Origin of the sequence: Citrobacter sp. RHBSTW-00570 (assembly GCF_013739755.1) — a bacterium.
In the GTDB taxonomy this organism is placed as follows: Bacteria; Pseudomonadota; Gammaproteobacteria; order Enterobacterales; family Enterobacteriaceae; genus Citrobacter; species Citrobacter braakii.
The window spans coordinates 1009604-1033048 of the sequence record NZ_CP056399.1 but is presented as its reverse complement, the minus strand read 5'-3'; the positions used below and the strand labels follow the sequence as shown (position 1 = coordinate 1033048).

At 53.9% G+C, this 23445-nt stretch carries 19 protein-coding genes and 2 pseudogenes; 4 read left to right on the top strand and 17 right to left on the bottom strand.

What is annotated here, in order from left to right; translation table 11 throughout:
• Positions 1–13 precede the first annotated feature (13 nt).
• The 3 genes and pseudogenes from kduI to HV237_RS04955 form a co-directional block, all read right to left on the bottom strand.
• A pseudogene (kduI, locus tag HV237_RS04965) lies at positions 14–851 on the bottom strand (5-dehydro-4-deoxy-D-glucuronate isomerase).
• A gap of 484 nt (positions 852–1335) precedes the next feature.
• Positions 1336–2514: an acetyl-CoA C-acetyltransferase gene (locus HV237_RS04960; RefSeq protein ID WP_016157388.1), complete on the bottom strand. Its 1179-nt coding sequence runs from the start codon at positions 2512–2514 to the stop codon at positions 1336–1338.
• 102 nt (positions 2515–2616) lie between these two features.
• On the bottom strand, positions 2617–3501 hold the full coding sequence (locus tag HV237_RS04955) for a LysR family transcriptional regulator (protein ID WP_047357807.1): 885 nt from the start codon (positions 3499–3501) through the stop codon (positions 2617–2619).
• Between the two features lie 101 nt (positions 3502–3602).
• On the opposite strand from HV237_RS04955, the gene HV237_RS04950 reads away from it, so the two are divergent.
• Both HV237_RS04950 and HV237_RS04945 read left to right on the top strand, forming a co-directional pair.
• Positions 3603–4058, top strand: coding sequence for a multidrug/biocide efflux PACE transporter (locus HV237_RS04950; RefSeq protein ID WP_016154290.1), 456 nt, complete (start codon positions 3603–3605; stop codon positions 4056–4058).
• Positions 4059–4200: 142 nt separating this feature from the next.
• On the top strand, positions 4201–5430 hold the full coding sequence (locus HV237_RS04945) for an amino acid permease (RefSeq protein ID WP_047357808.1): 1230 nt from the start codon (positions 4201–4203) through the stop codon (positions 5428–5430).
• A gap of 53 nt (positions 5431–5483) precedes the next feature.
• On the opposite strand, the gene rcnR is transcribed toward HV237_RS04945, so the two are convergent.
• Positions 5484–5756 carry a Ni(II)/Co(II)-binding transcriptional repressor RcnR gene (rcnR, locus tag HV237_RS04940; RefSeq protein WP_016154292.1) on the bottom strand — a complete coding sequence of 91 codons (273 nt, stop codon included), beginning with the start codon at positions 5754–5756 and terminating at the stop codon, positions 5484–5486.
• A 120-nt stretch (positions 5757–5876) separates the two neighbouring features.
• On the opposite strand from rcnR, the gene HV237_RS04935 reads away from it, so the two are divergent.
• Positions 5877–6764, top strand: a complete 888-nt coding sequence (locus tag HV237_RS04935; protein WP_047357809.1) for a nickel/cobalt efflux protein RcnA — start codon at positions 5877–5879, stop codon at positions 6762–6764.
• Between the two features lie 45 nt (positions 6765–6809).
• Here the strand turns inward: HV237_RS04935 and HV237_RS04930 are convergent, their stop codons facing one another.
• The 7 genes from HV237_RS04930 to HV237_RS04900 all read right to left on the bottom strand — a co-directional run bounded on the left by HV237_RS04930 (position 6810) and on the right by HV237_RS04900 (position 15313).
• Positions 6810–8192, bottom strand: a complete 1383-nt coding sequence (locus tag HV237_RS04930; RefSeq protein WP_016157391.1) for an amidohydrolase family protein — start codon at positions 8190–8192, stop codon at positions 6810–6812.
• Positions 8193–8204: 12 nt separating this feature from the next.
• Positions 8205–9155, bottom strand: a complete 951-nt coding sequence (locus HV237_RS04925; protein ID WP_016154295.1) for a carbamate kinase family protein — start codon at positions 9153–9155, stop codon at positions 8205–8207.
• A 26-nt stretch (positions 9156–9181) separates the two neighbouring features.
• On the bottom strand, positions 9182–10732 hold the full coding sequence (locus HV237_RS04920; RefSeq protein WP_016154296.1) for a hypothetical protein: 1551 nt from the start codon (positions 10730–10732) through the stop codon (positions 9182–9184).
• Between the two features lie 117 nt (positions 10733–10849).
• The gene (locus tag HV237_RS04915) at positions 10850–12268 is read right to left on the bottom strand and encodes a DUF1116 domain-containing protein (RefSeq protein WP_016154297.1); all 1419 of its coding nucleotides are present in this window, start codon (positions 12266–12268) and stop codon (positions 10850–10852) included.
• Positions 12268–13815, bottom strand: a complete 1548-nt coding sequence (fdrA, locus tag HV237_RS04910) for an acyl-CoA synthetase FdrA (RefSeq protein ID WP_016157393.1) — start codon at positions 13813–13815, stop codon at positions 12268–12270. The genes HV237_RS04915 and fdrA overlap by 1 nt, the downstream gene beginning before the upstream one ends.
• The gene (locus HV237_RS04905; RefSeq protein WP_047357810.1) at positions 13793–14581 is read right to left on the bottom strand and encodes a DUF2877 domain-containing protein; all 789 of its coding nucleotides are present in this window, start codon (positions 14579–14581) and stop codon (positions 13793–13795) included. Before HV237_RS04905 ends, fdrA begins: the two co-directional genes overlap by 23 nt.
• A gap of 126 nt (positions 14582–14707) precedes the next feature.
• The gene (locus tag HV237_RS04900) at positions 14708–15313 is read right to left on the bottom strand and encodes an ankyrin repeat domain-containing protein (protein ID WP_016157395.1); all 606 of its coding nucleotides are present in this window, start codon (positions 15311–15313) and stop codon (positions 14708–14710) included.
• 391 nt (positions 15314–15704) lie between these two features.
• Between HV237_RS04900 and HV237_RS04895 the strand changes: the two genes are divergently transcribed.
• Complete coding sequence (locus HV237_RS04895; RefSeq protein WP_016154301.1) at positions 15705–16634, top strand: LysR substrate-binding domain-containing protein; 930 nt, start codon at positions 15705–15707, stop codon at positions 16632–16634.
• 42 nt (positions 16635–16676) lie between these two features.
• Here the strand turns inward: HV237_RS04895 and HV237_RS04890 are convergent, their stop codons facing one another.
• The 6 genes and pseudogenes from HV237_RS04890 to pgaA form a co-directional block, all read right to left on the bottom strand.
• Positions 16677–16949 (bottom strand): GNAT family N-acetyltransferase, encoded by a 273-nt coding sequence (locus HV237_RS04890; RefSeq protein WP_016157396.1) that lies wholly within the window; start codon positions 16947–16949, stop codon positions 16677–16679.
• Positions 16950–16960: 11 nt separating this feature from the next.
• Complete coding sequence (yjdI, locus tag HV237_RS04885) at positions 16961–17191, bottom strand: 4Fe-4S mono-cluster protein YjdI (RefSeq protein ID WP_047357851.1); 231 nt, start codon at positions 17189–17191, stop codon at positions 16961–16963.
• An 82-nt stretch (positions 17192–17273) separates the two neighbouring features.
• Positions 17274–17780, bottom strand: coding sequence for a poly-beta-1,6-N-acetyl-D-glucosamine biosynthesis protein PgaD (pgaD, locus tag HV237_RS04880; RefSeq protein WP_046276119.1), 507 nt, complete (start codon positions 17778–17780; stop codon positions 17274–17276).
• On the bottom strand, positions 17777–19111 hold the full coding sequence (pgaC, locus tag HV237_RS04875) for a poly-beta-1,6-N-acetyl-D-glucosamine synthase (RefSeq protein ID WP_016154305.1): 1335 nt from the start codon (positions 19109–19111) through the stop codon (positions 17777–17779). Before pgaC ends, pgaD begins: the two co-directional genes overlap by 4 nt.
• Entirely contained in the window at positions 19108–21129 is a 2022-nt protein-coding gene (pgaB, locus tag HV237_RS04870; RefSeq protein ID WP_016157399.1) for a poly-beta-1,6-N-acetyl-D-glucosamine N-deacetylase PgaB, read from the bottom strand. The genes pgaC and pgaB overlap by 4 nt, the downstream gene beginning before the upstream one ends.
• Before the next feature lie 9 nt (positions 21130–21138).
• Positions 21139–23436, bottom strand: a pseudogene (gene pgaA, locus HV237_RS04865) (poly-beta-1,6 N-acetyl-D-glucosamine export porin PgaA); the annotation flags it as partial.
• Positions 23437–23445: the final 9 nt, after the last annotated feature.

Genomic DNA, 23445 nt, shown 5'->3' with positions numbered 1-23445 from the left:
CTATCGCCCGCAACTAGCGCAGATCTTTGACCGCTACATGGTCCATATCATCAAAGACCTGGTTTTCGCCGACCATGCCCCAAATGAACGTATAAGCTTTTGTGCCAACGCCGGAGTGAATTGACCAGCTCGGCGAAATCACCGCCTGCTCGTTGTGCATCACAATATGACGCGTTTCCTGAGGCTGCCCCATCATGTGGAAGACGCAGGTATCTTCTTCCATATTGAAATAGAAATAGACTTCCATACGACGTTCATGGGTATGACACGGCATGGTGTTCCACAGGTTACCCGGCGCCAGTTCGGTCAGACCCATGCTCAACTGGCAGGTTTCCAGCACATCCGGCACAAAATATTTGTTGATGGTACGACGGTTACTGGTGAGGTCATCGCCCAGCGTCACTGGTGCAACGTCTGCTGGCGTGACTTTTTTGGTTGGATAAGTCGTGTGGGCCGGCGCGCAGTTGTAGAAAAAACTTCGCTGGTTTCGCCGTATCGATGCTGGCGAATACCACTTCTTTGGCCCCTTTCCCGACGTACAGCGCGTCACGATGACCAATTTCATAGCACTGGCCGTCAACGGTAATCGTGCCCGGGCCACCGATGTTAATCACACCCAGCTCACGACGCTCGAGGAAGTAGGTTACGCCCAGCTGTTTGCCGACTTCGCCACCCACAGAGACGGTTTTGGCCACTGGCATAATGCCGCCAACAATGATGCGGTCAATGTGGCTGTAGACCATGGTGTATTCATCTGCGACAAACACTTCTTCGACCAAAAACTCATTACGTAGCTCCTGAGTGTCCAGGGTTTTCGCATGCGCACTATGGATGCTTTGTCTTACGTCCACATTTACCTCCAGTGATAAATTGACCGTGAATGCTTAAACGAATAGCAAAACGCTGTTCCGTTTTATCTTATGCGCTCATGATATCCCTCCCGGAATGGGTTTTCAATTATAAATAAAACAACGTTTCACTTTTTCTGCATCTTATTATCAAAAGTGTAATTGCGATCACGCTAGCGCATATAAATCGCGGGAATGGTTTCAATAAAATTATTTAAAACAATTAGATAGATAAAAATAAACAAGAGTAGTTCATGAAGGGTAGGGATAAGACATTGAAAATACAGCCAGCCTCACACGCCGTTCACACACCTTTTATAGCAAAGTGCGCTGTTAATCACATGAAATGAAACGCCGTTTTGATACGTTGGCAGAGTTTAGAGTGTATGTTTCTGTAACTGGCCTTGCCCTCCTGTTGGAGGGCTTTTTTATAGATGCAGGGGATATACAGCGGGAAAGGCGTTTAAGCAGAGAAAACTACGGGTGGTTAATCTCGTTCGATAGCGAGCGCCACGCCCTGACCACCGCCGATACATAACGTTGCCAGGCCCTTGTGCGCCCGACGCTTCACCATTTCATGCACCAGTGAAACCAGAATACGGCAGCCAGATGCGCCAATCGGATGACCGAGCGCAATGGCTCCGCCGTTCACATTCACCCGCCGTTCATCCCACTCCAGCATTTTTCCAACGGACAATGCCTGTGCGGCAAAGGCTTCGTTGGCCTCGATAAGATCAACATCAGCCAGTTGCCAGCCCACACGCTCAAGGCAACGGCGCGTCGCGTACACCGGCGCAATTCCCATGAGCGCGGGATCGACCCCGACGCTGGCAAAGGCGCGGATGCGGGCCAGCACCGGCAAATTCAGCTCCAGGGCCTTGGCCTCGCTCATCATCATCACCGCAGCGGCGCCATCATTGATGGATGACGCGTTGCCCGCGGTTACTGAACCGAGCCTGTCGAAGGTCGGATCCAGACGCGCCAGCCCTTCTGCGCTGGCATCGGTGCGCGGCTGTTCGTCGGTATCCACCACGAACGATTGCCCATTACGCTGCGTTACCACCGGCACGATTTCATCTTTAAAGCGCCCGGCGTCAATTGCCATCCGCGCCTTGTGCTGCGAATGCAGTGCGTAGGCATCCTGCAGTTCACGGCTGATGCCATATTCCCGCGCCAGATTTTCCGCGGTAACGCCCATATGGTAATCGTTGAAAGCGTCCCACAGGCCGTCATGCACCAGGCTGTCGACCAGTTGACTGTTGCCCAACTGTGCGCCGGTACGGCTATCAGTAAGGACATGCGGCGCACGGCTCATATTCTCTTGTCCGCCCGCAATCACAATGTCGGCTTCGCCGCACTGGATAGCCTGGGTCGCCAGATGCAGCGCTTTCAGACCCGAGCCGCAGACATCGTTAATGGTGATGGCGGAGACGGTATTGGGTAGCCCACCATTGATGGCGGACTGACGCGCCGGGTTTTGCCCGGCACCTGCGGTAAGCACCTGTCCGAGGATCACTTCATCCACAGCGTGAACGTCCACGCCCGTGCGCTCCAGTAACGCCCTGACTACCATGCTACCTAATTCAACGGCAGAGTGGCGCGCCAGCGTCCCCTGGAAGCAGCCGATCGGTGTCCGTAACGCCCCGACTATCACAACCTCTTTCATCACCACCTCAGCGCAAAATAACACCGCAATAGTAGATGATTGTTAAAAAGAGTTATCAAGGTTGTTTAAAAACGGTGATTTTTATCACAAAGGAAATTCGTATCATTTATTGGTCATCTGAACGCCACTCTGCTGTAAATGGTCGCGCAGCCAACTTCCCGCCACGCCAGGCGGTGATTTCTTATTCCACAGCAGATCGATAGAGATAGCCTTTGGCCAGCCAGGCAGCATCAATTGAACCAGCGGTTTTTCTGCCGCAAACTCCTCCACCAGCGCACAAGGGAGCGCGCACCAGCCGAATCCCTGCACCGCCATACTCAGCAGCAACAAATAGTTAGGCGCCGACCAGACGGGGCCGCGCGCCACGTTGGTGCCGCTCTCCAGATAGGTATTCAGCCGCAGCTCTCGCCAGGTATGTAGCTGTTCCCACTGCATTTTTTCTTGAGTCGCCAGTGGATGTGATGCCGCAACGTATAATCCCATCCAGGTTTGCATCGGCAGACGCGTGACGCCCATGTCGGTCGGGTAATCCTCCCGCGCTTCGATCAACCCAACCTGAGCACGTCCTTTTTGCAGCAGATCGATAACGTCTTCATCTTCGCCAATCAGACATTCAAACTCGGTATGGGGAAACTTGTGGTCAAACTGCACCATCAATTCTTCCAGCACATCCGGATGCAGCGTGTCAGACAACACGAAGGTCAGACGCGCTTCCGTTTCACCCGACAGCGAAATCGCTGCCTCATCAAGACGTTCGCTGGCCGTCAAAATTGCCTGCACATAGCCCAGCACCCGCTTACCTTCTTCGGTTAGCGTCGGCTGACGTGATGAGCGGTCAAACAGCGCAAAACCGAGATCGGCTTCCAGATGCGCAATGGCCGTGCTGATGGTGGACTGACTTTTACGCAGACGCCGGGCCGCAGCAGAAAATGAGCCGCAGGAAACGGTCTCCACAAATGCCGTTAACGCTTCAGGAGAGTAACGCATGAACTATCTACTTTATCGATGGATACTATCTTTTAGATATCACATAAAACGATAAAATTGCCACCATTCCGTTATCCGGGCATCAAAGAAGGTTTTAGATTATGCAACACGATACAGTCCAACGCCGCTCGTTACTGGAGCGAATTTTTCATGCCGTCTGCTTTGAAGGCATTGCCACCGCGATCCTCGCACCAACCACCGCATGGTTGATGCAGCGCTCGGTGCTGGAAATGGGCGGACTGACCATTCTTCTCGCCACGACGGCGATGATCTGGAATATCATTTATAACGCCCTGTTTGACCGACTGTGGCCGTCGCACCTGGTAAAACGTACGGCTAAAGTGCGGGCATTCCACGCCTTAGGCTTCGAGAGCGGTTTTATTGTCATCGGGGTGAGCATCGTGGCGTATGTGCTGAACGTCAGCCTGCTCCAGGCATTCACGCTGGAAATAGGTTTCTTCCTGTTCTTCCTGCCATACACCATGTTCTATAACTGGGCTTATGACACTTTACGCGAGCGCGTTATGAAGCGTCGCCAGCAGCGCGTTACTGCCTGATAATTCAAACAATAGCCGGAATCTTCTCGGTTCCGGCTTTTGATCCATTCACTCGCCCGCTTGTTGACACCTCCCCCAGCCCCTGCCATTTGTGGTAAATTGCGCTTCTTTTTGTTTATTTTATAGTTGATACGTTCAAATAATGTCGAAATTTTGGTCAAAAGAAGATACTCTCTGGAGCTTCGCACTATATGGGACTGCCGTCGGCGCAGGAACCCTCTTCCTCCCCATACAGCTGGGTTCTGCAGGCGCAGTGGTACTGTTTATCACCGCACTCGTCGCCTGGCCTTTAACCTACTGGCCGCACAAGGCGCTGTGCCAGTTTATCCTGTCCTCAAAAACCTCGGCAGGTGAAGGGATCACTGGTGCAGTTACGCACTACTACGGCAAAAAGATAGGCAGCCTGATCACGACCCTCTATTTTATTGCCTTCTTTGTGGTGGTGCTGATCTACGCCGTGGCGATAACCAATTCACTCACTGAACAACTGGCAAAACATATCGCCATCGATCTGCGTGTTCGCATGCTGGTCAGTCTTGGCGTGGTGCTGGTGCTGAACTTGATTTTTCTGATGGGCCGACAAGCAACCATTCGGGTAATGGGTTTTCTGGTGTTCCCGCTCATCGCGTACTTTTTGTTCCTTTCGCTCTACCTGACCGGAAGCTGGCAGCCAACGCTACTCACCGGTCAGATGTCTTTCGATCAGCACACGCTTCATCAGGTTTGGATATCTATTCCCGTGATGGTTTTTGCTTTTAGCCATACGCCAATTATCTCGACGTTCGCCATCGACCGACGTGAGAAATATGGCGAGCAGGCCATGGGTAAATGCAAAAAAATCATGAAGGTAGCCTACATCATCATCTGCCTGAGCGTGCTGTTTTTCGTCTTCAGCTGTTTGCTTTCGATTCCGACAAACTATATCGAGGACGCGAAAAATGAAGGGGTGACCATTCTGTCAGCGCTATCGATGATGCCAAACGCACCAGCATGGCTGTCGATTTCTGGGATCATTGTCGCCGTCGTGGCGATGTCAAAATCGTTCCTCGGCACCTACTTTGGCGTGATTGAAGGGGCAACCGAGGTGGTAAAAACATCGTTGCATCAGGTGGGAGTGAAGAAAAGCCGGGCCTTTAACCGCGCCCTGTCCATTATGCTGGTTTCGACCATTACGTTTATCATTTGCTGCATTAACCCTAATGCAATTTCAATGATTTACGCGATTAGCGGGCCGCTGATTGCCATGATTCTGTTTATCATGCCGACATTATCTACCTATCTGATCCCGGCGCTAAAGCCGTACCGTTCAGTGGGTAATCTGATCACCCTGATTGTCGGTCTGCTGTGCGTATCTGTGATGTTTTTTGGCTAGAACGTGTTTTTAACGGCTCATTCATCAGTATGTGGATGAGCCGTTAAACTGACTTATTTGATGTACGAATCGAGTACCTTCAAAACCACATCCAAATCTTCTTCGCGCTTAATTTCATCGCCCTGATGCACAATGTGCTCGGTCAGATGACCTTTAATCACCTCGCGCATTAACCCGTTTACCGCACCGCGGATCGCCGCTATTTGCTGCAATACCGCCGCGCATTCATGCGGTTCATCCAGCATGGTTTTCAACGCCGCTACCTGCCCCTGAATCTTACTGGCTCGGGCTTTCAGCTTTTGTTTGTCGCGGATCGTGTGTGACATAGCAATACCTTTTCAACGTCTGGCTGTAGCGACAATACCATCGTCATTCTACTGGGGGGTAGTATTTAATACTGGGGGGGAGTAGAATCTGGCAAAATTAAACAACTAAGAATCATTCTCATGGGTGAGTTTTCTACGCTTCTTCAGCAAGGCAACGCCTGGTTTTTCATTCCCAGCGCGATTCTATTAGGAGTGTTACACGGTCTGGAACCGGGGCATTCCAAGACGATGATGGCGGCCTTTATTATTGCCATTAAGGGGACCATCAAACAGGCGGTGATGCTGGGGCTGGCGGCAACGCTGTCGCATACCGCAGTGGTATGGCTGATTGCGCTCGGCGGGATGTATATCAGCAAAGCGTTTACTGCCCAGGCCGTTGAGCCGTGGCTGCAGTTTGTCTCGGCGATTATTATTCTCGGGACCGCATTCTGGATGTTCTGGCGAACCTGGCAGGGAGAACAGAACTGGCTGACCCAGACGCATCATGACCACGATCATGAGCATCACCATGATCATGATGACCATCACCACCATCATAACCACGGTGAAGCTCACCATCATCATCACGAACATGACCACGATCATAACCATGCTGCGTTAGCAGGGCTGAGCGAGGGTTCGAAAGCGTATCAGGACGCGCACGAGCGGGCACATGCTACCGATATTCAGCGCCGCTTTGCAGGCAAAGAGGTCACCAACGGCCAAATATTATTGTTTGGTCTGACCGGCGGGTTGATCCCCTGCCCTGCCGCCATTACGGTACTGCTTATTTGCATCCAGCTCAAAGCCTTCACGCTGGGTGCCACCATGGTGCTGTGCTTCAGCCTCGGGCTGGCGCTAACGCTGGTAACGGTGGGCGTGGGAGCGGCAATCAGCGTGCAGCAGGCGGCCAAACGCTGGAGCGGATTTAACACACTGGCACGCAAAGCCCCCTATTTTTCCAGCGCGCTCATCGCGATGGTCGGCTTATATATGGGGATTCACGGCTATATGGGTATCGTCGGTTAACGAGCAGAGAGCGCAGCAGCGATTGCCGCTGCGCATCAAACCAGGCTAGCTTGCCACGTTCCCCCACACCAGTTGGCCTTTATGGAAGGTCGCGGTGCGTGGGGAGATTCGCGCGACCGCTTCCGCTGAGCAGGAGGCATCCACCAGTACAAAGCTGGCTTCATCCTGCGCCTTCGGCCAGACGCGCTCACCTTTATCGTTAAGCGGCAGCACATCGCCGGTGGCGAGGAACAGCGCCCGCGACAGGTTGAGTTCATTGGGACGAATATACAGCTGCGCGTACAGATTCGCCTTCTCCAGCATGTCTCCAAGCCCGTACGGCGACCAGTGGTCAATCACACTGTCAGTCCCGGTAATCACTTCCACGCCTTTGTCACGCAGCTGCTTGAGCGGCATATGCAAGGTTCCGATCGGCACCGTCGAGGCAATGGTAATCTGCTGCGCCGCCATGCGGCTCGCCAGCGCATCCACCTGCTGTTCGTTCAGCGTTGCCAACGCAAATGCGTGGCTGATGGTCAGTTTGCCCTTCAACTGCGGCGTTTTCTCCACCGTTTCCACCATGTAATTCACCGCCGCAACGCCCGCCGGGCTGGTTTCATGCAGATGGATATCCACGCCTTTATCGTAATCCAGCGCAATCTGGAACATGGTGTCGAGGGATTTTTCCATCGCCCCGTCCACGCTGGTTGGGTCCAGACCGCCGACGTAATGCGCCCCCGCCTGCATTGCTTCACGCATCAACGGTTCAGACTTCGATAACAGCAGGCCATGCTGCGGAAACGCCACGATTTCACAGGCAAAACCCGGCTGGCGACGCGCCAGCACCGCCTGCAGATTTTCCAGGTTTTTCAGCCCGGAAACCGGTTCGATATTGCAGTGGCTGCGGGCGATCGAGGTGCCTTTTGATTGCAGCAGATCGATGAGCTTTTCCGCGCGCTCCTGCGTGTAAGGCTGGAGTTCAGGCAGCAGCTTTTGCTCAAGGCGGATCATATCCTGAATGGTGGTGCCAGCCGGGCGATTCAGCGAACGCCAGGGACCGCCGTAAAAGGTTTTATCCAGATGGATGTGCATGTCGCGCATGGCGGGCAGCATCAGCTTTCCACCCGCATCGTAGTGCGGCAGCGTCGCATCCGGATGCTGCTTATTCTCACGCAGGGCAACAATTTTCCCGTCCTGAATTTCAACGGTTTGCAGCGCGGTACGGGTATGCACCACCACCGAGTTTTCGTAATCAAACCCCGCTTCCAGCAGGACGTTATCCAGGTAATAGTGCTTATCGTTAATCGTCATTGTGCTCTTCGCCCCGCAGGTGTTCCCGACAGGATTAGCAGCATACGCGACCGGAGCCACTGCGCCAAACAGCGCGGCAGCGGTCACCATTTTTCCGCTCTGACTTAAAAATTCACGGCGGCTGTTACTTTCCTTCATTCACATTTCCTCTCAGGAATGGACAATATGGGTGCCCGTTTCGCCGCGCAGTGCGGCCGGCAGGCATTCCGGCGTGGTGATGATCACTCGCTTACCGCCACGCGCCAGGAACGCCAGACTGGCAACGATTTTGGGTAACATGCTCCCCGGCGGGAAATGTCCCTCCTGCATGTAACGGGTCATCGTTGCGACATCCACCTTATCCAGCGCCTGCTGGTTGGGTTTGCCAAAATGAATACAGACCTGCTCGACGCCGGTGGTGATCACCAGAATGTCAGCGCGGATCTCCTGCGCCAGCAGAGCCGTGGAGAGATCTTTATCAATCACCGCATCCACGCTCTGATAATCCCCCTGATCGCTACGCACCACCGGGATCCCACCGCCACCCGCGCCAATCACCACAAAACCTTGCTGGGTCAGCGTTTTGATCGCCTCCGCCTCGACAATACGCTTCGGTTCCGGAGAGGCGACGACCCGGCGGTAGCCGCGTCCCGAATCTTCAACAAAGCGCCAGCCCGGATTGACCCGCTGCAGTTCATCGCGCTGCGCTTCGCTAAAGAACGCGCCGATAGGCTTGGTCGGGTTAGCGAAGCCCGGATCGTTTTTGTCGACCTCCACCTGCGTGACCACCGTAACCGCCTTCTGCTCACCGCGCCGCGCCAGGCGGTTGTTCAGCGCCTGTTGGATCAGATAGCCGATCCCGCCCTGCGTATCGGCGACGCAGTTTGCCAGCGGGGTGAGCGGCAACCCTTCACGCTCATGCGCGATTTCCGCACGCCGTAGATCCAGCCCCACCTGCGGCCCGTTTCCGTGCGTCAGCACAATGTTGTAGTCCGATGCCAACATCTCCAGCACCGTATCCGCCACAGCTTTCACCGCTTCAGCCTGGTGCTCAATCGACTGGCTGGCGTTATCTTTGATAATGCTGTTGCCGCCAATGGCAACGACCACAAGTTCTTTCATAGTGTTATCTTCCGCTTACAGGCGATTCAGGTCGTTTTCGTCGGTTCCTGCTCAGGCGCAGTCACCGCTTCACGGCTATCAAGAACATGCTTGAGGACAAACATGCCGCTCATCATCAGGTAGGCCACAACAAACATCATCGAACTGCCTTCTGCAAAGCCAACCGCCGGAGAGTGAATCACACCAAACAGCGATAACAGCGCGCCAAAAGCTGCGGCAATCGCCCCACGCAGCGGCTTATTCATAATGGCGAAGATAGCGACGCAGCCCCACAGCATACTGGCCAGCGGCGCGCCGCTTCCCAGATGCACCAGCCCATCGTAATAGACACCTTTGCTGTGCAGCAGGTCGCTACCCAGTTTCCCCGCGGATGTTCCGGCGGCGCCCATCACGCTGTTGACGATGGTCAACGCCCAGTTAGCGATCCACGGGAACAAGCAGATAAAGATAACGGGAACCTCGACTTTGGGCGTCTCTCGCACCACCTGGTTGGCGGTCACCACGCCGATAAACACCAGAATCGGCACTATCGCAGTCATCGGAATAATCGCGAGCATAAACGCCCCCAGCCCAAACAGCGGTACCAGGAACATGGTGATGCCTGAAGCGAGGGTATAACCGATGCTGGCCCCCATCGCTTTCCAGCCCGCATGCCCAACATATACGGTCACCGGGAATGGGTTGCCCAGCATGCAGCCGAGCATGGAGGCAAAACCGTTCGCCATCATGACCTTACGGGTGTTGTACTCATCACCCGCCGCATGCGCACTTTCAATATTCTCAAGGTCAAAAATGTAGTTCGCCAGACCCAAAGGAACCGCAGAAGCCAGGTACGGCAGCGCGTGCGGCAAACCCTGCAGGAAGCTGTCGACATGGATTTCCGGCGGGTTGAAGCCAAAGGAAGACATCGAAGATTTAATGGCTTCCGGGCTTTGCAAACCGGAGATCCACGCCAACGCTGTACCGGCAATCAGCAGCAGCAAACCGGTGGGGATGCGGGCAAAAATCGGCTTCTTACCGAACCAGTTAATGAAGATCAACAACAAGACGATGAAAGAGACGGTCGGCGCTTCAAATGCCTGCAGCATCGGGTTCATCGCCAGCAGCAACAGTCCCAGACCGGACAGACAAGAAAGTAATACCGTACGCGGGATCATCTTGCGGATGGTCTCGCCCAGGAAGGAGCCGCCGACCAGGATCAACGCTTCCACAAAGCACCACACCAGGGCTATCTGGATAGCAAAGTTGGCATCTTTGGTTTGCTGATATACCGGCATTAGCACCAGGAAGGTCACGGTAAAAATTGACGGTGCGCTCGGCCCGGACGGCAGCGCCGTCACGTCTTTACGCCCGGTGTGCTTTGCCATCTGCAGGCCAAACCAGGCGTAGCAGACGCTGGCCACCAGCACCGCCAGACCAAAGGCAGGCGCAATGCGACCATAGACAATTTCGGTAGGGATCCCGACGACAAAAATGAGCAGCCCCATCATTGTCAGCAGGTTAGTCAGGTTGTTGGTCATCAGCCCAAAGTAAGCAGCCCAGTCACCACGTTTCCATTCTAGTTTTATGCTGTTCATGGAATATCCTTAACAGGTTAAGCATCGTTTGCGATCCCGGGGATCGCCCAGCCCTGCAGGTAAGCAACGTTTTTTGCTTCGCTACTGCGGGGCTAACAGCGTTAGCCCCGATTGTTGTTATTGGCAGTAGCGGTCGCGCCAGTTGAGGATCGCCTTTTCAAAACAGGCGAACGGCGGATGGACTATTCCGGCACCGATCATGCCGATCCCCGCATCTTTGTGCGCAATTGCGGTGTTAATCACCGGCAGAATGCCGGTGCTACCCACGCGCGTAATGTCGATAGCGGTCGGTACGCCCATAAAACCAAGTAACGGAATGGTAACGTTGGGGTTTTCGCCGAGAGTGATTTCACGCATCTGGCGAGAGAAATCGACCGCCTCTTCAACCGTACCGCCCACCAGCGCCACGATGGCCGGTGCCGTGGCCATGGCAAAACCGCCGATGCCGTAGGTTTCGGTAATTGCGCTATCACCGATATCACGTCCGGAATCTTCGGGCTTATAGCCCGCAAACATTGGGCCAATCACCTGCTGCGCCGGACCGGTAAACCACTGACCCGGTAAGCCGCTGATGCGCAGACCGAATTCAACGCCGTTACGCGCCATCGTCGTGACTACGGTGCTGTATTCGATCCCGTGTGCGGCATCCATTGCGGCTTTACACATCGCCATCCAGGTCGGTCCGGAGAAGTAATCGCTGCTGAGGACGAACTCGAATACCTCACGCTGCTGCTCAACCGGATAGCCGGTCTGAATAATCCACGGCGTCAGTGCCTGTATCAGTAGCGCCGTCCCGGCATTGTTGCGGTTATGACACTCATCGCCCATGTGCAGCGCCTGCGCCAGCATCAGGCGCAGATCGATTTCGCCCGCCAGCTTCATGGCGTCGCGCAGCATCGGTCCCATCACATCGCGCATCCAGTTCAGGCGATCGATAACGCTCTGATCGTTCGCGCCCATGCGCAGGATCTTCGCCATCTGCTCGCTCATATTGGTATATGCGCGGTTGCCGTAGGTTTTGTTCTCGACGATGTGCATAAACATCGACGCCGACGTCACACCCGCCATCGAACCGACACAGTCATGCTCGTGGCACGGTGAGAAGATGATTTCACCCGAGGCGGCCAGGTCGGCGGCTTCATCCAGATCTTTCGCCAGTCCTTCAAACACCAAAGCCCCGGTGACCGCGCCCTTCATTGCGCCGCACATTTTTTCCCAGCAGATGGGCGGTCCGGCGTGCAGGATGGTGTTGCGGGTCATGCCCGGCACGACGTTGATCGCCTGGTCATAGCCAATCAGCACCGGATGCGACTGGATAATGCGTTCCAGCGCCTGCTGGTTAGCGGCAGCGATTTTGTCAGCCAGCGGCGAATCGGCAATTTCGTCCAGTGCGGCCACGACCTGCATGTTGCCCTGGCCCGGCGGCGTCCAGTCGAGCTGGGTCACGGGAACATTCTGCTTTTTCAGGTCATCGCTGAACATCGCGATGCCGACGTTAATCACGTTCAGCGGCTGGTTAAACAGTGTCTGGCTCATCAGGCTTCCTCCCCTTTACAGATAAATTCACGCGCCAGCAATCCGGTATTGGTGCTACTGCTCGCCCAGATCACGCCTGCATCGGTCAGCATCTGGCACTGTTTTTCCAGCGACGGCGTATCGAGATCGGTTCCCAGCACGTAGCCGAGGATCTCAAGCGGACGCCCCTCTGCGGCGGCGATCGCTTTGGCTTCGACGATCGCCTCGATCATCACGCCAACCGGATCTTCATGTGATCCATATCCAAGAACGAAGTCCATAACAATCACGCCGACTTCAGGATCGCGTGCTTCCTGCAACAGACGACTAATGCGGTTGGTTGGATCGATCATCGGGTGCGGTTTACCGTTGGTAAAATCGTCATCTCCGAAATCAAGGAAGGTATGTCCCACGCTGCGGTTGAGATCTGTCAGGCGAAAAGCCGGATCCGGATGAATGTTGCTGTAAACTTCCGCATGTTTTTCCATGGCAGCAAACATCGCCTCATCGCACAGCGTGCCGCCACAGAACAAGCCGCGAATGTACTTTTGCTGCGGGGTCAGGCGGGCGCGGACCTCTTCAATCAGCGGCCAGTTGAGCGGATGCAGATCCAGACTCTCTTTTTTCACGCCAGTCAGCAGTACCGCTTTCAGCGCCGCCTCTTTAGTGCCGCGTGCAAACAGCAGACCGTTTTCATCCGCAGGCGCGGCTTCACGTCCGAGGAAACACACCACGACGGGCTTATGGCAGGCGCGCGCACGTTCCAGCACCTTGCGCGCTACTGTTGGCGCAGGAGGTTTGGAGATAAGCGCGATGATCTCGGTTTGCGGATCGGCCTCCAGCATACCAATCGCGTCAAGCATCATCAGGCCGCCAATCTTTTCGCTCAGATCGCGTCCACCGGTGCCAATCAGTTGGGAAATCCCGCCGCCAAACTCGTGAATGCGTACGCTCAGCTCCTGGCTACCGGTACCGGAGGCGCCAACAATTCCGATGTTGCCGCGACGCACCGCATTGCCAAAACACAGCGCCGCGCCGTTAATAATGGCGGTTCCGCAATCGGGCCCCATCATCAGCAGCCCTTTTTCATGCGCCAGCTGCTTGAGCGCCAGTTCGTCTTCAAGAGAGACGTTGTCAGAGAACAGCATCACGTTGAGGTTATTTTGCAGCGCCTGACGCGCTTCACGCGCGGCAAACAGACCATTGACCGAGATCACCGCCAGGTTGCTGTCAGGAACATGCTTCTTCGCACTGGCAAGCGTGGCATAGCGCGCTTCATGCTGCCCCCCTTGCTCTTTATGCGTAAACAAGTCTTCAATCGCCACCAGCGTCTGATCGTTCGCCGCCTCGCTGGCACCTTTAATGACAATCATCAGGTCGCCACTTTTCGCCTCTTCAAGTTCAGGCGTGAGCAGACCGAGATTCTTCAGTACGCCCTTATTCATTTCTGTCGCCATAGCCACGAACGCCTGCTCAACGCCATCGAGCTTATTTGCGCGTGTGGAGATAGACATCAGTGAGACAGAATCAAAATACGTATTCTTTTTAACAACTATCCTGATCGACATAATTCCCTCCGGACCTGTGGCTCAGGGCGCAGGCATCCGCCATGCCATACAGCATGTCGCAGCCAGAACTTGAGCCGATATTTTTAATGTCAGTAATATATTGCGTAGAAACGGGTTGTTGCTCAGTAATAATATGGTTCAGCAGCCGTCCGACGCTTTCCCGATAACGTTGATGAAAGGCTTCCTCTAGCGTTATTTTGCTGAGTAGCGTGGTATTATTTCCGGCACGTTGTAAGGCTGCTAAAAAATCATCACGATATTTCCCCAGCGGATGTCCAGGAATAAATAAAATAGTGCTTAAACCCACTAAATAATCATCAGATGAAGGCGTCAAACCAATCCCCAGACCAATTAAATGGCTGACCGCTGTAGAGATATTTTCTCCTGTATGCAACGCCGCCAGTAATGTTTGCCGGCGATTAAGTAATTGGCGGGTGATTTCCAGATAAAACGGGTTATCCCCCTGGTACAGAAATAATGTGTCAGCGCTTCTTAGCTGTTGGCGGATAACCTCTTCCCAGCGCAGCCAGCGGATTGCAGCAAGGCTTATTGCATCAAGCCTCCACCGTGGTATGCGCCACGGCAGACAACCGGAAGTTTCTATCCATTTATCGTTGCCAACGGCTATCCCCGATTCGGTAAAACTGACTCTCTCACCGGGGTGAAACAGCTCTTCACAATGCGTCAGCGCCAGCCGACAGCTGTTAGGCGCGTTATCACTACCTTCACTCAGTAACGTCAGCAACCGCTGCTGTTCGGGTATCAACAGGTTTACCGCGCGGGAAAAAACCTGTTCAACCCGTCCCGTTCCCCGGAAAGCCAGAAACGCGCCGTCTGCGGTTAGCGCCCGTACGCATCGCCGTGATGGCGTAGCGATAGTGGCGCTCCTCTGTCAGGCTCCGGCCGCAATCAGCAGCTCGGCAATTTCGTGGTATCCTTTCTCCCGCGCCAGCTCCAGCGGGGTTTTACCGTATTTATCCGTCATGTGCGGGTTTGCGCCATGGTCGAGCAGCAGCTTGACGATTTCCTGCTGTTTCGCGCCGCCGTCATTAAGCACGATGGCTTCCAGTAACGGCGTCCAGCCGACAAAGTTGGTATGATTAACATTGATATCGGTACGCAGCAGCAGTTCGCGCACGATCTCTACATGACCTTTTTCGCTGGCTGGCGTAATACCAACGCCGCCAAAACGGCTCAGGCAATTGAGATCGGGGTTGGCCGGTAATACGGTACGCAGCAGCGTTAAATCGTTAGTCAGACAGCTAATCAGGAATGGATTAAAACAGGTTTGATCCTGTTTATTAATATCAGCACCGGCGGCAATCAATAAAGAAACACAGTCATAATGTTTATTCAGGCTGGCAATAATTATGGCAGTGCGCCCCTGGCGGTTAGTGGCATTAATATCCACATTTTTTGCCAGGCAGGATTTTAATCCATCGGCATCACCCTGCTCTGCCGCCAGCAGAAATTCAGTAATGAGTTCTTTCTCTGACATAATCGCTCTCCTGCAGTTTTTTAGACTTTTTAAATATCCGATAAGCTGAGAATAGCAACAGAGTGCAGAGAATAATATCCGCTTAAATTTCATTCATCGTAAGCGTGTCGATTATTGAATCAAATTTAACAATGAGAACAAAACGTGCTGTAGTGCAATCTTTTCCTTATGACAGAGCCGCTTTTAGCCATTAATCAGTTGTCAGGAAAATCAGGCGTGATGCTACACGGATAGCGGCCTGCAATTAATATACAGAAGTGTGATTGCCTTCAAATCAATTGTAAAACTAGTGTTAAATTCTGTTCAAAACTGATTGCTCTGCATAAGGATTACAAATACATTCAACAATCATCGCGTCGCAGATGCGCGTTTGTCGCCGGAGGGGAGGAAGATGAATTCAATTTTTACCGAGGAAAACCTGCTGGCATTTACGATGGCAGCCCGCTACAGCAGCTTCAGCAAGGCGGCTGAGGAACTTGGCTTAACCACATCAGCAATTAGTTACACCATTAAGCGCATGGAGCTGGGGCTCGACGTGGTGCTGTTTACCCGCAGTACCCGCAGCATTGAGCTGACTGAGTCCGGACGCTATCTGTTTCGCAAGGCGACCGACCTGCTCAACGATTTCCACGCCATCAAGCGCAGTATTGATACCATTGCTCAGGGCATTGAAGCCCGGGTACGCATCTGTATTAATCAACTGTTGTATACCCCTCAACATACGGCACGACTGCTGCAGGTACTCAAGAAACAGTTTCCAACCTGCCAGATAACCGTCACCACCGAGGTGTATAACGGCGTCTGGGATTCGATCATTAACAACCTCGCCAACATCGCTATCGGCGCGCCGGATACGTTACTGGACGGCGGGGGAATTGATTACACCGAGATCGGCGCGATCCGTTGGTCGTTTGCGATTGCCCCGGATCATCCGCTGGCTTTTATGCCTGAACCGATTTCTGAGAGCCAGCTGCGCCTGTACCCGAACATCATGGTGGAAGACACCGCGCACACCATCAACAAGAAGGTCGGCTGGCTGTTACACGGACAGGAGTCGATTCTGGTTCCTGATTTTAATACCAAATGCCAGTGCCAGATCCTGGGTGAGGGCATCGGTTTTCTGCCGGACTATATGGTGCGCGAGGCGATGGAAAAGTCGTTGCTGGTCACACGGCAGATCCACAACCCGCGTCAGGATTCACGGATGCTGCTGGCGACCCAGCATTCGGCCACCGGTCGTGTAACCCAATGGATTAAAAAAGAGTTTGGCCCACAAGGTGTATTGACGGGAATTTATCAGGATTTGCTGCATCGGGAGTGATGCGCCGGACGGCGGTCATGCCTTCCGGCGTACGTAAGATTATCAGGCGCGAATATCGTCATACTCGCGGGTTTTATCAAACTCATGTTTGGCAAACGGGCACAGCGGAATAACTTTGCGGTTTTCGGCGCGCATTTTCTCCACCACCTTCGCCACCAGCAGTTTACCGACCCCCTGGCCTTTCAGGCTGGGGTCGACATCGGTATGTTCAATGATGCTCAAATGCTCACCCGTCGGCACGAAGACAATCTCGGCAACCTGATTGCCTTCGGCATCGTTAACATAAAATTTGTTGTGGCCTGCAAGAATTTCCATGGTCCCCTCACTCATTTCTGGCGATATTTCAGCGCACCGCTCGGACAGGTATCAATCACTTTAATGGCCGTCGCGACATCCACTTCATCTGGAATGATCCACGGTTTACGTTTCAGGTTAAAAAGCGCTGCGCTTCCCCGTACGCAGTTGCCCGAATGTTGACATATCGCCGTATTGAAGTAGACGTCAATCTTCTCGCCGGTATAGGCCCGGTAACCGGCATCCAGTAGTTCCTTATCCACGACATTGCCTCGCATTTTTTTATTGTCTGGGTCTAATCATAGACCTGTGCGAGGCTGAAGGAAGCAGCTGAAAGTAGAAATATCACTCAGGCCTTTTCTGCAACGATGGCTGCGGCTCTGGCGGCAAATACTCCAGCATCGCAGGCGTCGGCGGCGGTAGACGGTTATCGGCGATGTCCCTGTCCACATCGATATGACTGATTTCACCACTTTCATGATGGTGAACCGTCAGCACCCGCGCTTTGTTCAGCTCTGTCACCAGTTCCCGGGTAATACGTAAACTTTCCGCCAGCTCATGGTCTTCCAGTCCGGGCCTGCGACTGCGACGTTCCACCCGAAAACGAAACTGGTTGTACTTCGCCCAACCAATCAGCACCAGTCCGTTGACCAGCGCGACAAGGATGTAAAACGTGACCGTATCCAGCGTGGTGAAAAAGGGTCGCACGCCTATATAAGGTGAGTGCGCCAGAGCGGTGATCAGCCCTTTATAGATCAAATATAAAAAACCAACCCAGGCAAAAAGCGTTAACAGCACGTCAATGATGCGCGGCAGCAAACGCTGCTCCGTAAAGATCAGCGGCTGGCTCATGATTCGATCCTCCCAATTCCACGATCGGGACTCACCCAACGCGCCCTGCCGCGTTTGCGTTTGAGCATTACTTTCGGGAAAGCGACCAGCGTGGTGAACAGGCTTAGCATCCAGTACACCACCGGGAACCAGATAATCCAGAACAACGACGCGCCAATGCCTTTTTCATAGCGCCGCTCAATCATCAGACTCACCGCAAACTGCAGCAAGCACACCACACCGAGGATAAGCCCAGTAAAGGCCGGCGGGAACAGATGTTGTACATACAGCGAGTCCGGCATCGGGATCATCAGCCCTAACAGGAACAGCACGATACTGATCGCATAGGCAAACGCCCAGGTGGTAGAAAAACAGAACTCAAAAAACAGCGGCCACATACGGCGATATTCCCATGACCACAGGCGGCGCATGTTCACGATAAACACCTCCGCACCGCCTTGCGCCCAGCGCAGTCGTTGTTTCCATAACCCTCTTAACGTTTCAGGCATCAGGATCCAGCACAGTGCGCGCGGCTCAAAGAATATCGACCAGTGGCGCAATTGCAGCTTCCAACTGATATCGATGTCTTCGGTGATCATGTCCGGGCTCCAGTAACCGACCTCGGCCAGCGCGCGACGACGAAACGCAGCAACCACGCCGGAAACGGTAAAGATCTGCCCATAAACTCGCTGAGTGCGCTTAATCAAGCCGATAATGGAAGAAAACTCCCCGACCTGCACCCGACCGATTAAGGTGGAGCGGGTTCGAATACGTGGGTTCCCGGTCACCGCACCGACGCGCGGGAACTGGATCAGCGGCGCCACAATATAGGCAACGGCATCACGGTCCAGTAACGCATCGCCATCAATACACACCAGGTAATCACTGCGCGCCGCTGCTGCCCCGGTCTTGAGCGCCAGCGCTTTGCCCTGGTTTTCAGCCAGATGAATCACCCGCAGACTGGGGTATTCCACCGCCAGTTGTTCCAGCACGTCGTGGGTGTCATCCGTTGAACCATCGTTGATGGCAATCACTTCAATATTTTTATATCGCTGCGCCAGCGCGGCCTCAATGGTTTCGCGCGCATTGATCCCTTCGTTAAAACAGGGGATCAGAATGGAAACCAGCGGATTCCCCTCCAGCGTCGGTGGCGGTGTGTCATCTCCCCATTTCCAGTGACGCTCACGGTAGAACCAGAAATAGACCCCGCCGCTTATCCACAAAGCAGACATAAACAAGGGCCAGAAGAAGACGAAGTTCAACATCACTTCACCTGTAAAGATGACCGCCACGCCAAACGGCAGGCTGAACATCAGGCAAAGTATCAGGAAAGCAATTATGCGATCGGTCATTTTTGCGGGTACCAGTATGAGGAGAACGTCGAGCGAATCTCTGACATCTCAGGTTTGTCGCTGATGAAATCATCCGGGTAATAGCCGTAGTTACCTGCACCGCTTAATTTCAGCTGGCGCATCCATTCGGCTATTTGTTTTCCGCTGATTTCAGCCTCGTCCCCGGATTTACGCCAGTCTCGTGCCTGTAGTTCAAACACGGTTTTGTCCAGCGCGCCGGGCGTTTGTGCAACGGCATTCACTAATCTGTCGAGCCAGGCGTTGGCATCATTAGCCGGGATCTGCTCCATGAAAGGCATCGCCATCGGTGCCGTCCAGTCATAGGTATTGAGGAAATCATTCAGGTTCTGCGCAAACCAGGCTTCACTCTCCGGCTCCAGTACCGGCATGGCGTAAATATTGCGCGCCGTCTGCACCTGCGGACCGCGAATATTACGCACCGCCTGGGTCAGTTGTTTGGTGAAGTCGATCAGCACCTTACTTTTCAGTCGCGTCCAGCGCTCGAACGCCTGTGGATTGCTACGGATTTGCTCAATGCTTCCGGGAAGCCCTGCGGCGCGGTAGGCAGCCAACGCCTCCGGTGACGCGTCTTCAAAGTCCGTCAGGAAAGCATCGTCATGGAACAAAATCCCTTTGAAGCTGGCGTGTTTGGCCAGGTCTTCATAGATTTCAGTGATGCGCTGACGCGCTTCGCTGCTCCAGGGGGACAGACGGACATAATTCTCGCGGTTGATCGCTGTACGTCCCGTTTTCGGATCCCAGGCAGTTACGCGTGGGATGGAAGCGTCGAGATCGAAAGCCAGAACCGGCATCCAGGCATACACCGTCACCCCTGCCCGCGTTTGTAACTGCCAGGAGATATAGTTAAAGAGGTCGGCACGCATCGGCAGCCAGCGGTTAGGGAAATAGAGCTCACGAATATTTCCGTCACCCTGCGGATCGGCGTAGGCCTGCAGGAAGACATGAGAAATACGCATGTCATAAACGCGCTGGATAAGTTTGTCGATGTTTCGCTTCTGCTGAGCAGGGTCCTTGTCATACACGTAATCCAGATCGACATGCATCACGCGCATCGTCTGCGGTTCACGTACCTGAGCGACCTGGCTGGCAAAGCGCTTAAGAGAGGGGTTATCAGAGATTAGCACGCGCGGGATGTCATCAAGAAACGCGGCATTCGCCAACCCTTCGTTGAGCGTGAAGGCCATCTTATAGCCATGCTCTTTAGCCAGGTTTAACGTTGTGCCATTGGCCGCACCGTACGGCCAGACCCACGCGCGCGGTGATTTCCCGGTCACCGATTTGATCTTGTTGGTGATGAGAGAGATATCCGCGTTTATACGGCGCGTGTACTGTTCATCCGTTTCGTAAGTGCCGGTTTTCTTATCATACAGGCGGTTCGCCACCGCCGGTTCTTTACTTCCCTGCGGGTTGGCTTGTGCACCGAAATGCGAATTCCAGGTGTGCGCACCGACTTCCACCAACGGTGATTTGCCCATCTCTTCGACCATTTTCCAGGTGGCGAATTTATCTCGCGCCGTCATTAAGCCGCCAAAATCGACTTTTTTGTTGGCGGGAGCATCAACCCAACTCCCCACCGGCGCCCAAAGCGCAGGCCAGTTGTAGGCTTTCAGCAGCGGCCAGACGCGGGTATAAAAACTGCTATATCCGTCATCAAAGGTGAGTAATACCGCTTTTTCCGGCAACACGATTTTACCGTCATGGGCGTCCAGGATTTGCTGCACGCTGATCGGGTTATAGCCATTATCACGCAGCCAGGCCATTTGGTCGCTCAACGCGCTGGTGCGCACAGAAAGATAGCGCTGGTCGGCGGCACCATCCTCGACATCGTGGTAGCCGAGCACCAGGAAGCTATTTTTCGGCCACGGATGATCCGCCGTCAGCGGCGTTCTCTCTGCGGGAGGAACGTAGCGAGGCGTTGTATTGTGCGCGCTACTGCACGCGGTAATCATCAACCAGCCAGCGATTAATGCGCTAAGCCACAGGCATCTTTTCAGCATGAACAATCCTTAAAACCTGACATTTAAATCGAAAGCGAGGGAGATATTCCGCTCACGTTTACCGTCGTAGGGGCGTTTATCCCAAATCAGCATCACCCCGCCATCTACGACGTTGTTCCATTTGAGCCGTTGTCCGTATCCCACCTGAACGATGGCACCAGCGTCCTGGCCTTGCTGCCAATAGCCACCTACGCCAGCCAGACCTTGCTGCGTCCACACGGTGTCATAATGGCGGTAAAGAACCTGCTCCGCGCTCAGACCCGGTACCACGGAAAAATCACTCTTCGGGTTGTAATACGGCACATTCTCTTTGGTGTTGGTGCTCCCGCCGATGCCCGGGGTAAAGTCCAGGGTGAAGCGCGGCGTTGTCCACATGCGCTCTTTTCCGCTGAGTCCGTATTCGATGCGATCGTTACCATCTGAGAAATGTGATGCGGCAAACGACAGTTGATATTCACGTCGTTCGTTTTGATACCAGCGAACAAACATATCGCCGCCGTTGGCATACACGCCGCTACGCAGCGCGCGCAGTGGCGTATTACGCGACAAGCGCTCGGCCGAACCGCCTACGCGCCAGTTGTCATTGAAGTCATGCCAGCCGGAAAGACGACCGCCAATTTTCTGACCATCGCCATAATTTCGGCCAGAGACTTCCATTTCTGCCCAGTAGTCGCGGGAAGTCCATTCCGCCCCCGCCGCCAGATCGCGGCTGATACCTTTACCTTCCTCAAATTCGCCGGTAGCAAAGTTGAATCCAGTAAACAATCGCCAGTTGTCGTTAATTGGCGGACTGTAAATGGCAGTATTGATGTTGAAGTCATTCTTACCGCTGACCGGGCTATCGGACGAGATCCCTTGTGTGCCGCTAATGCGCACTTCCGACATTTTGTGGACATCACGAATACGCGCGAGGCGCAGCGTCGCTTCATCATCCGGGCTACGGGCGATGACGTCATCCGTCAGTTCATCGGCCTGCCTCCATTCCTGGAGATCCAACGCAACATAAGCCTGCTGACGCTCCAGTTCCAGGTTACTTGGCTCAATCACTTCCGCCAGCTTCAGCTCTTTCTCCGCCGCATGCGGCAAGCCACGCGCTTCAAGAACGGAGGCATAAGATATGCGCAGCCCCTGGTTACCTGAACCTGTTCGCGCCAGATGCTCAGCGAGCTTTTCAGCCTCAGGTAGCTCATTGGCAGCGATATAATATTGCGTCAGCATCGACTGTCCGAGCAGCCAGTTATCGTTAGGCTGCGGCGTTGGCGAACCATAGATGCGTCGCAGGTACGGACTCTCTTTGATTAGGTTTTCGGCCTGTTTTTTAGCGGCATCAAAGTTTTCATTATCGATATGCGCGTAGAACAGATCCTGTTGATCCTCAGGACCAAGCGGCGTAACGGGAATCGGTCCATTCGGGTAGTAGATGCTCATCAGCATCGCTTCGGTTTTTTCTGGCTGGCGTTCGCTTAACCATGCCGATGCTACCCAGCGTTTTGCGTAGTTTGGCACTTCGCCGCTCGCAGAAAGCGATTCGTATTCCTTAATCACTTCAGACGTTCGCTTACGAACCAGCAAAGCGCCCATGCGGTCAATTCTCGCCCGACGGACATCATTCTGCGCGGACGGCTCATCCTTCCAGGCAGCCAGCAACTGGTCATAACGGGCCAGCGCTTTATCCGCCACGATAAACCGCTCTTCTTCATTACGTGCGGACGTATAGGAGGAACGTACCATTTCGGCGGCCGCATCAAGCTCAAGGCGACGCTTCACAGGATCTGCCGTAGGCACTACCTCCGCCATATTTAAGGCGGGTCCGGAAACACGGTTTGCTGACAGAGCAGACAGCAGCGTGGATTTTGCATTTTTGTTGCCAGGATCAACGTCATCCGCCTGGCTGGCAACCAACAGCGCGTCCCAGTTTTTCCCCTGAGAATGATATACGTAGGCAAGTAGCGCATCGGAGTCAGCCCCCGGATGTGCCTGTGCCCATTTATTCGCTTCAGTAAGGGCTTGCTGATTGTAGCGAGCATCTGCCAACGTCATTATCCAGCCGGTGCGTACGTCAACGTTGTCAGGCTCTTCCTGTAAAACGCTTTCCCATACCGCCAATGAATCATTCCAGTTTTTCTGGTTACGGTACGCACGTGCAGCGGCGACTTTGCCGCGTGCAGGCACATCCATCTGCCCACGATAGCGCCGCCAGATTTCAATAGTGGCTTTATCGTTGTTATCAACCCAACTGGAAACTTGCAGCCAGTCGGCAACCTGATTTGGCGTTAGCGCGCTTTGCTTTCCCTGATCCTCTAAATAGCTGCGCCT

What these genes read in the sequence shown, in the direction of transcription:
- HV237_RS04960 (WP_016157388.1), bottom strand. Translation starts at nt 2,514, where the DNA reads ATGAAAGAGGTTGTGATAGTCGGGGCGTTACGGACACCGATCGGCTGC.
- HV237_RS04955 (WP_047357807.1), bottom strand. Translation starts at nt 3,501, where the DNA reads ATGCGTTACTCTCCTGAAGCGTTAACGGCATTTGTGGAGACCGTTTCC.
- HV237_RS04950 (WP_016154290.1), top strand. Translation starts at nt 3,603, where the DNA reads ATGCAACACGATACAGTCCAACGCCGCTCGTTACTGGAGCGAATTTTT.
- HV237_RS04945 (WP_047357808.1), top strand. Translation starts at nt 4,201, where the DNA reads ATGTCGAAATTTTGGTCAAAAGAAGATACTCTCTGGAGCTTCGCACTA.
- rcnR (WP_016154292.1), bottom strand. Translation starts at nt 5,756, where the DNA reads ATGTCACACACGATCCGCGACAAACAAAAGCTGAAAGCCCGAGCCAGT.
- HV237_RS04935 (WP_047357809.1), top strand. Translation starts at nt 5,877, where the DNA reads ATGGGTGAGTTTTCTACGCTTCTTCAGCAAGGCAACGCCTGGTTTTTC.
- HV237_RS04930 (WP_016157391.1), bottom strand. Translation starts at nt 8,192, where the DNA reads ATGAAGGAAAGTAACAGCCGCCGTGAATTTTTAAGTCAGAGCGGAAAA.
- HV237_RS04925 (WP_016154295.1), bottom strand. Translation starts at nt 9,155, where the DNA reads ATGAAAGAACTTGTGGTCGTTGCCATTGGCGGCAACAGCATTATCAAA.
- HV237_RS04920 (WP_016154296.1), bottom strand. Translation starts at nt 10,732, where the DNA reads ATGAACAGCATAAAACTAGAATGGAAACGTGGTGACTGGGCTGCTTAC.
- HV237_RS04915 (WP_016154297.1), bottom strand. Translation starts at nt 12,268, where the DNA reads ATGAGCCAGACACTGTTTAACCAGCCGCTGAACGTGATTAACGTCGGC.
- fdrA (WP_016157393.1), bottom strand. Translation starts at nt 13,815, where the DNA reads ATGTCGATCAGGATAGTTGTTAAAAAGAATACGTATTTTGATTCTGTC.
- HV237_RS04900 (WP_016157395.1), bottom strand. Translation starts at nt 15,313, where the DNA reads ATGTCAGAGAAAGAACTCATTACTGAATTTCTGCTGGCGGCAGAGCAG.
- HV237_RS04895 (WP_016154301.1), top strand. Translation starts at nt 15,705, where the DNA reads ATGAATTCAATTTTTACCGAGGAAAACCTGCTGGCATTTACGATGGCA.
- HV237_RS04890 (WP_016157396.1), bottom strand. Translation starts at nt 16,949, where the DNA reads ATGGAAATTCTTGCAGGCCACAACAAATTTTATGTTAACGATGCCGAA.
- pgaD (WP_046276119.1), bottom strand. Translation starts at nt 17,780, where the DNA reads ATGAGCCAGCCGCTGATCTTTACGGAGCAGCGTTTGCTGCCGCGCATC.
- pgaC (WP_016154305.1), bottom strand. Translation starts at nt 19,111, where the DNA reads ATGACCGATCGCATAATTGCTTTCCTGATACTTTGCCTGATGTTCAGC.
- pgaB (WP_016157399.1), bottom strand. Translation starts at nt 21,129, where the DNA reads ATGCTGAAAAGATGCCTGTGGCTTAGCGCATTAATCGCTGGCTGGTTG.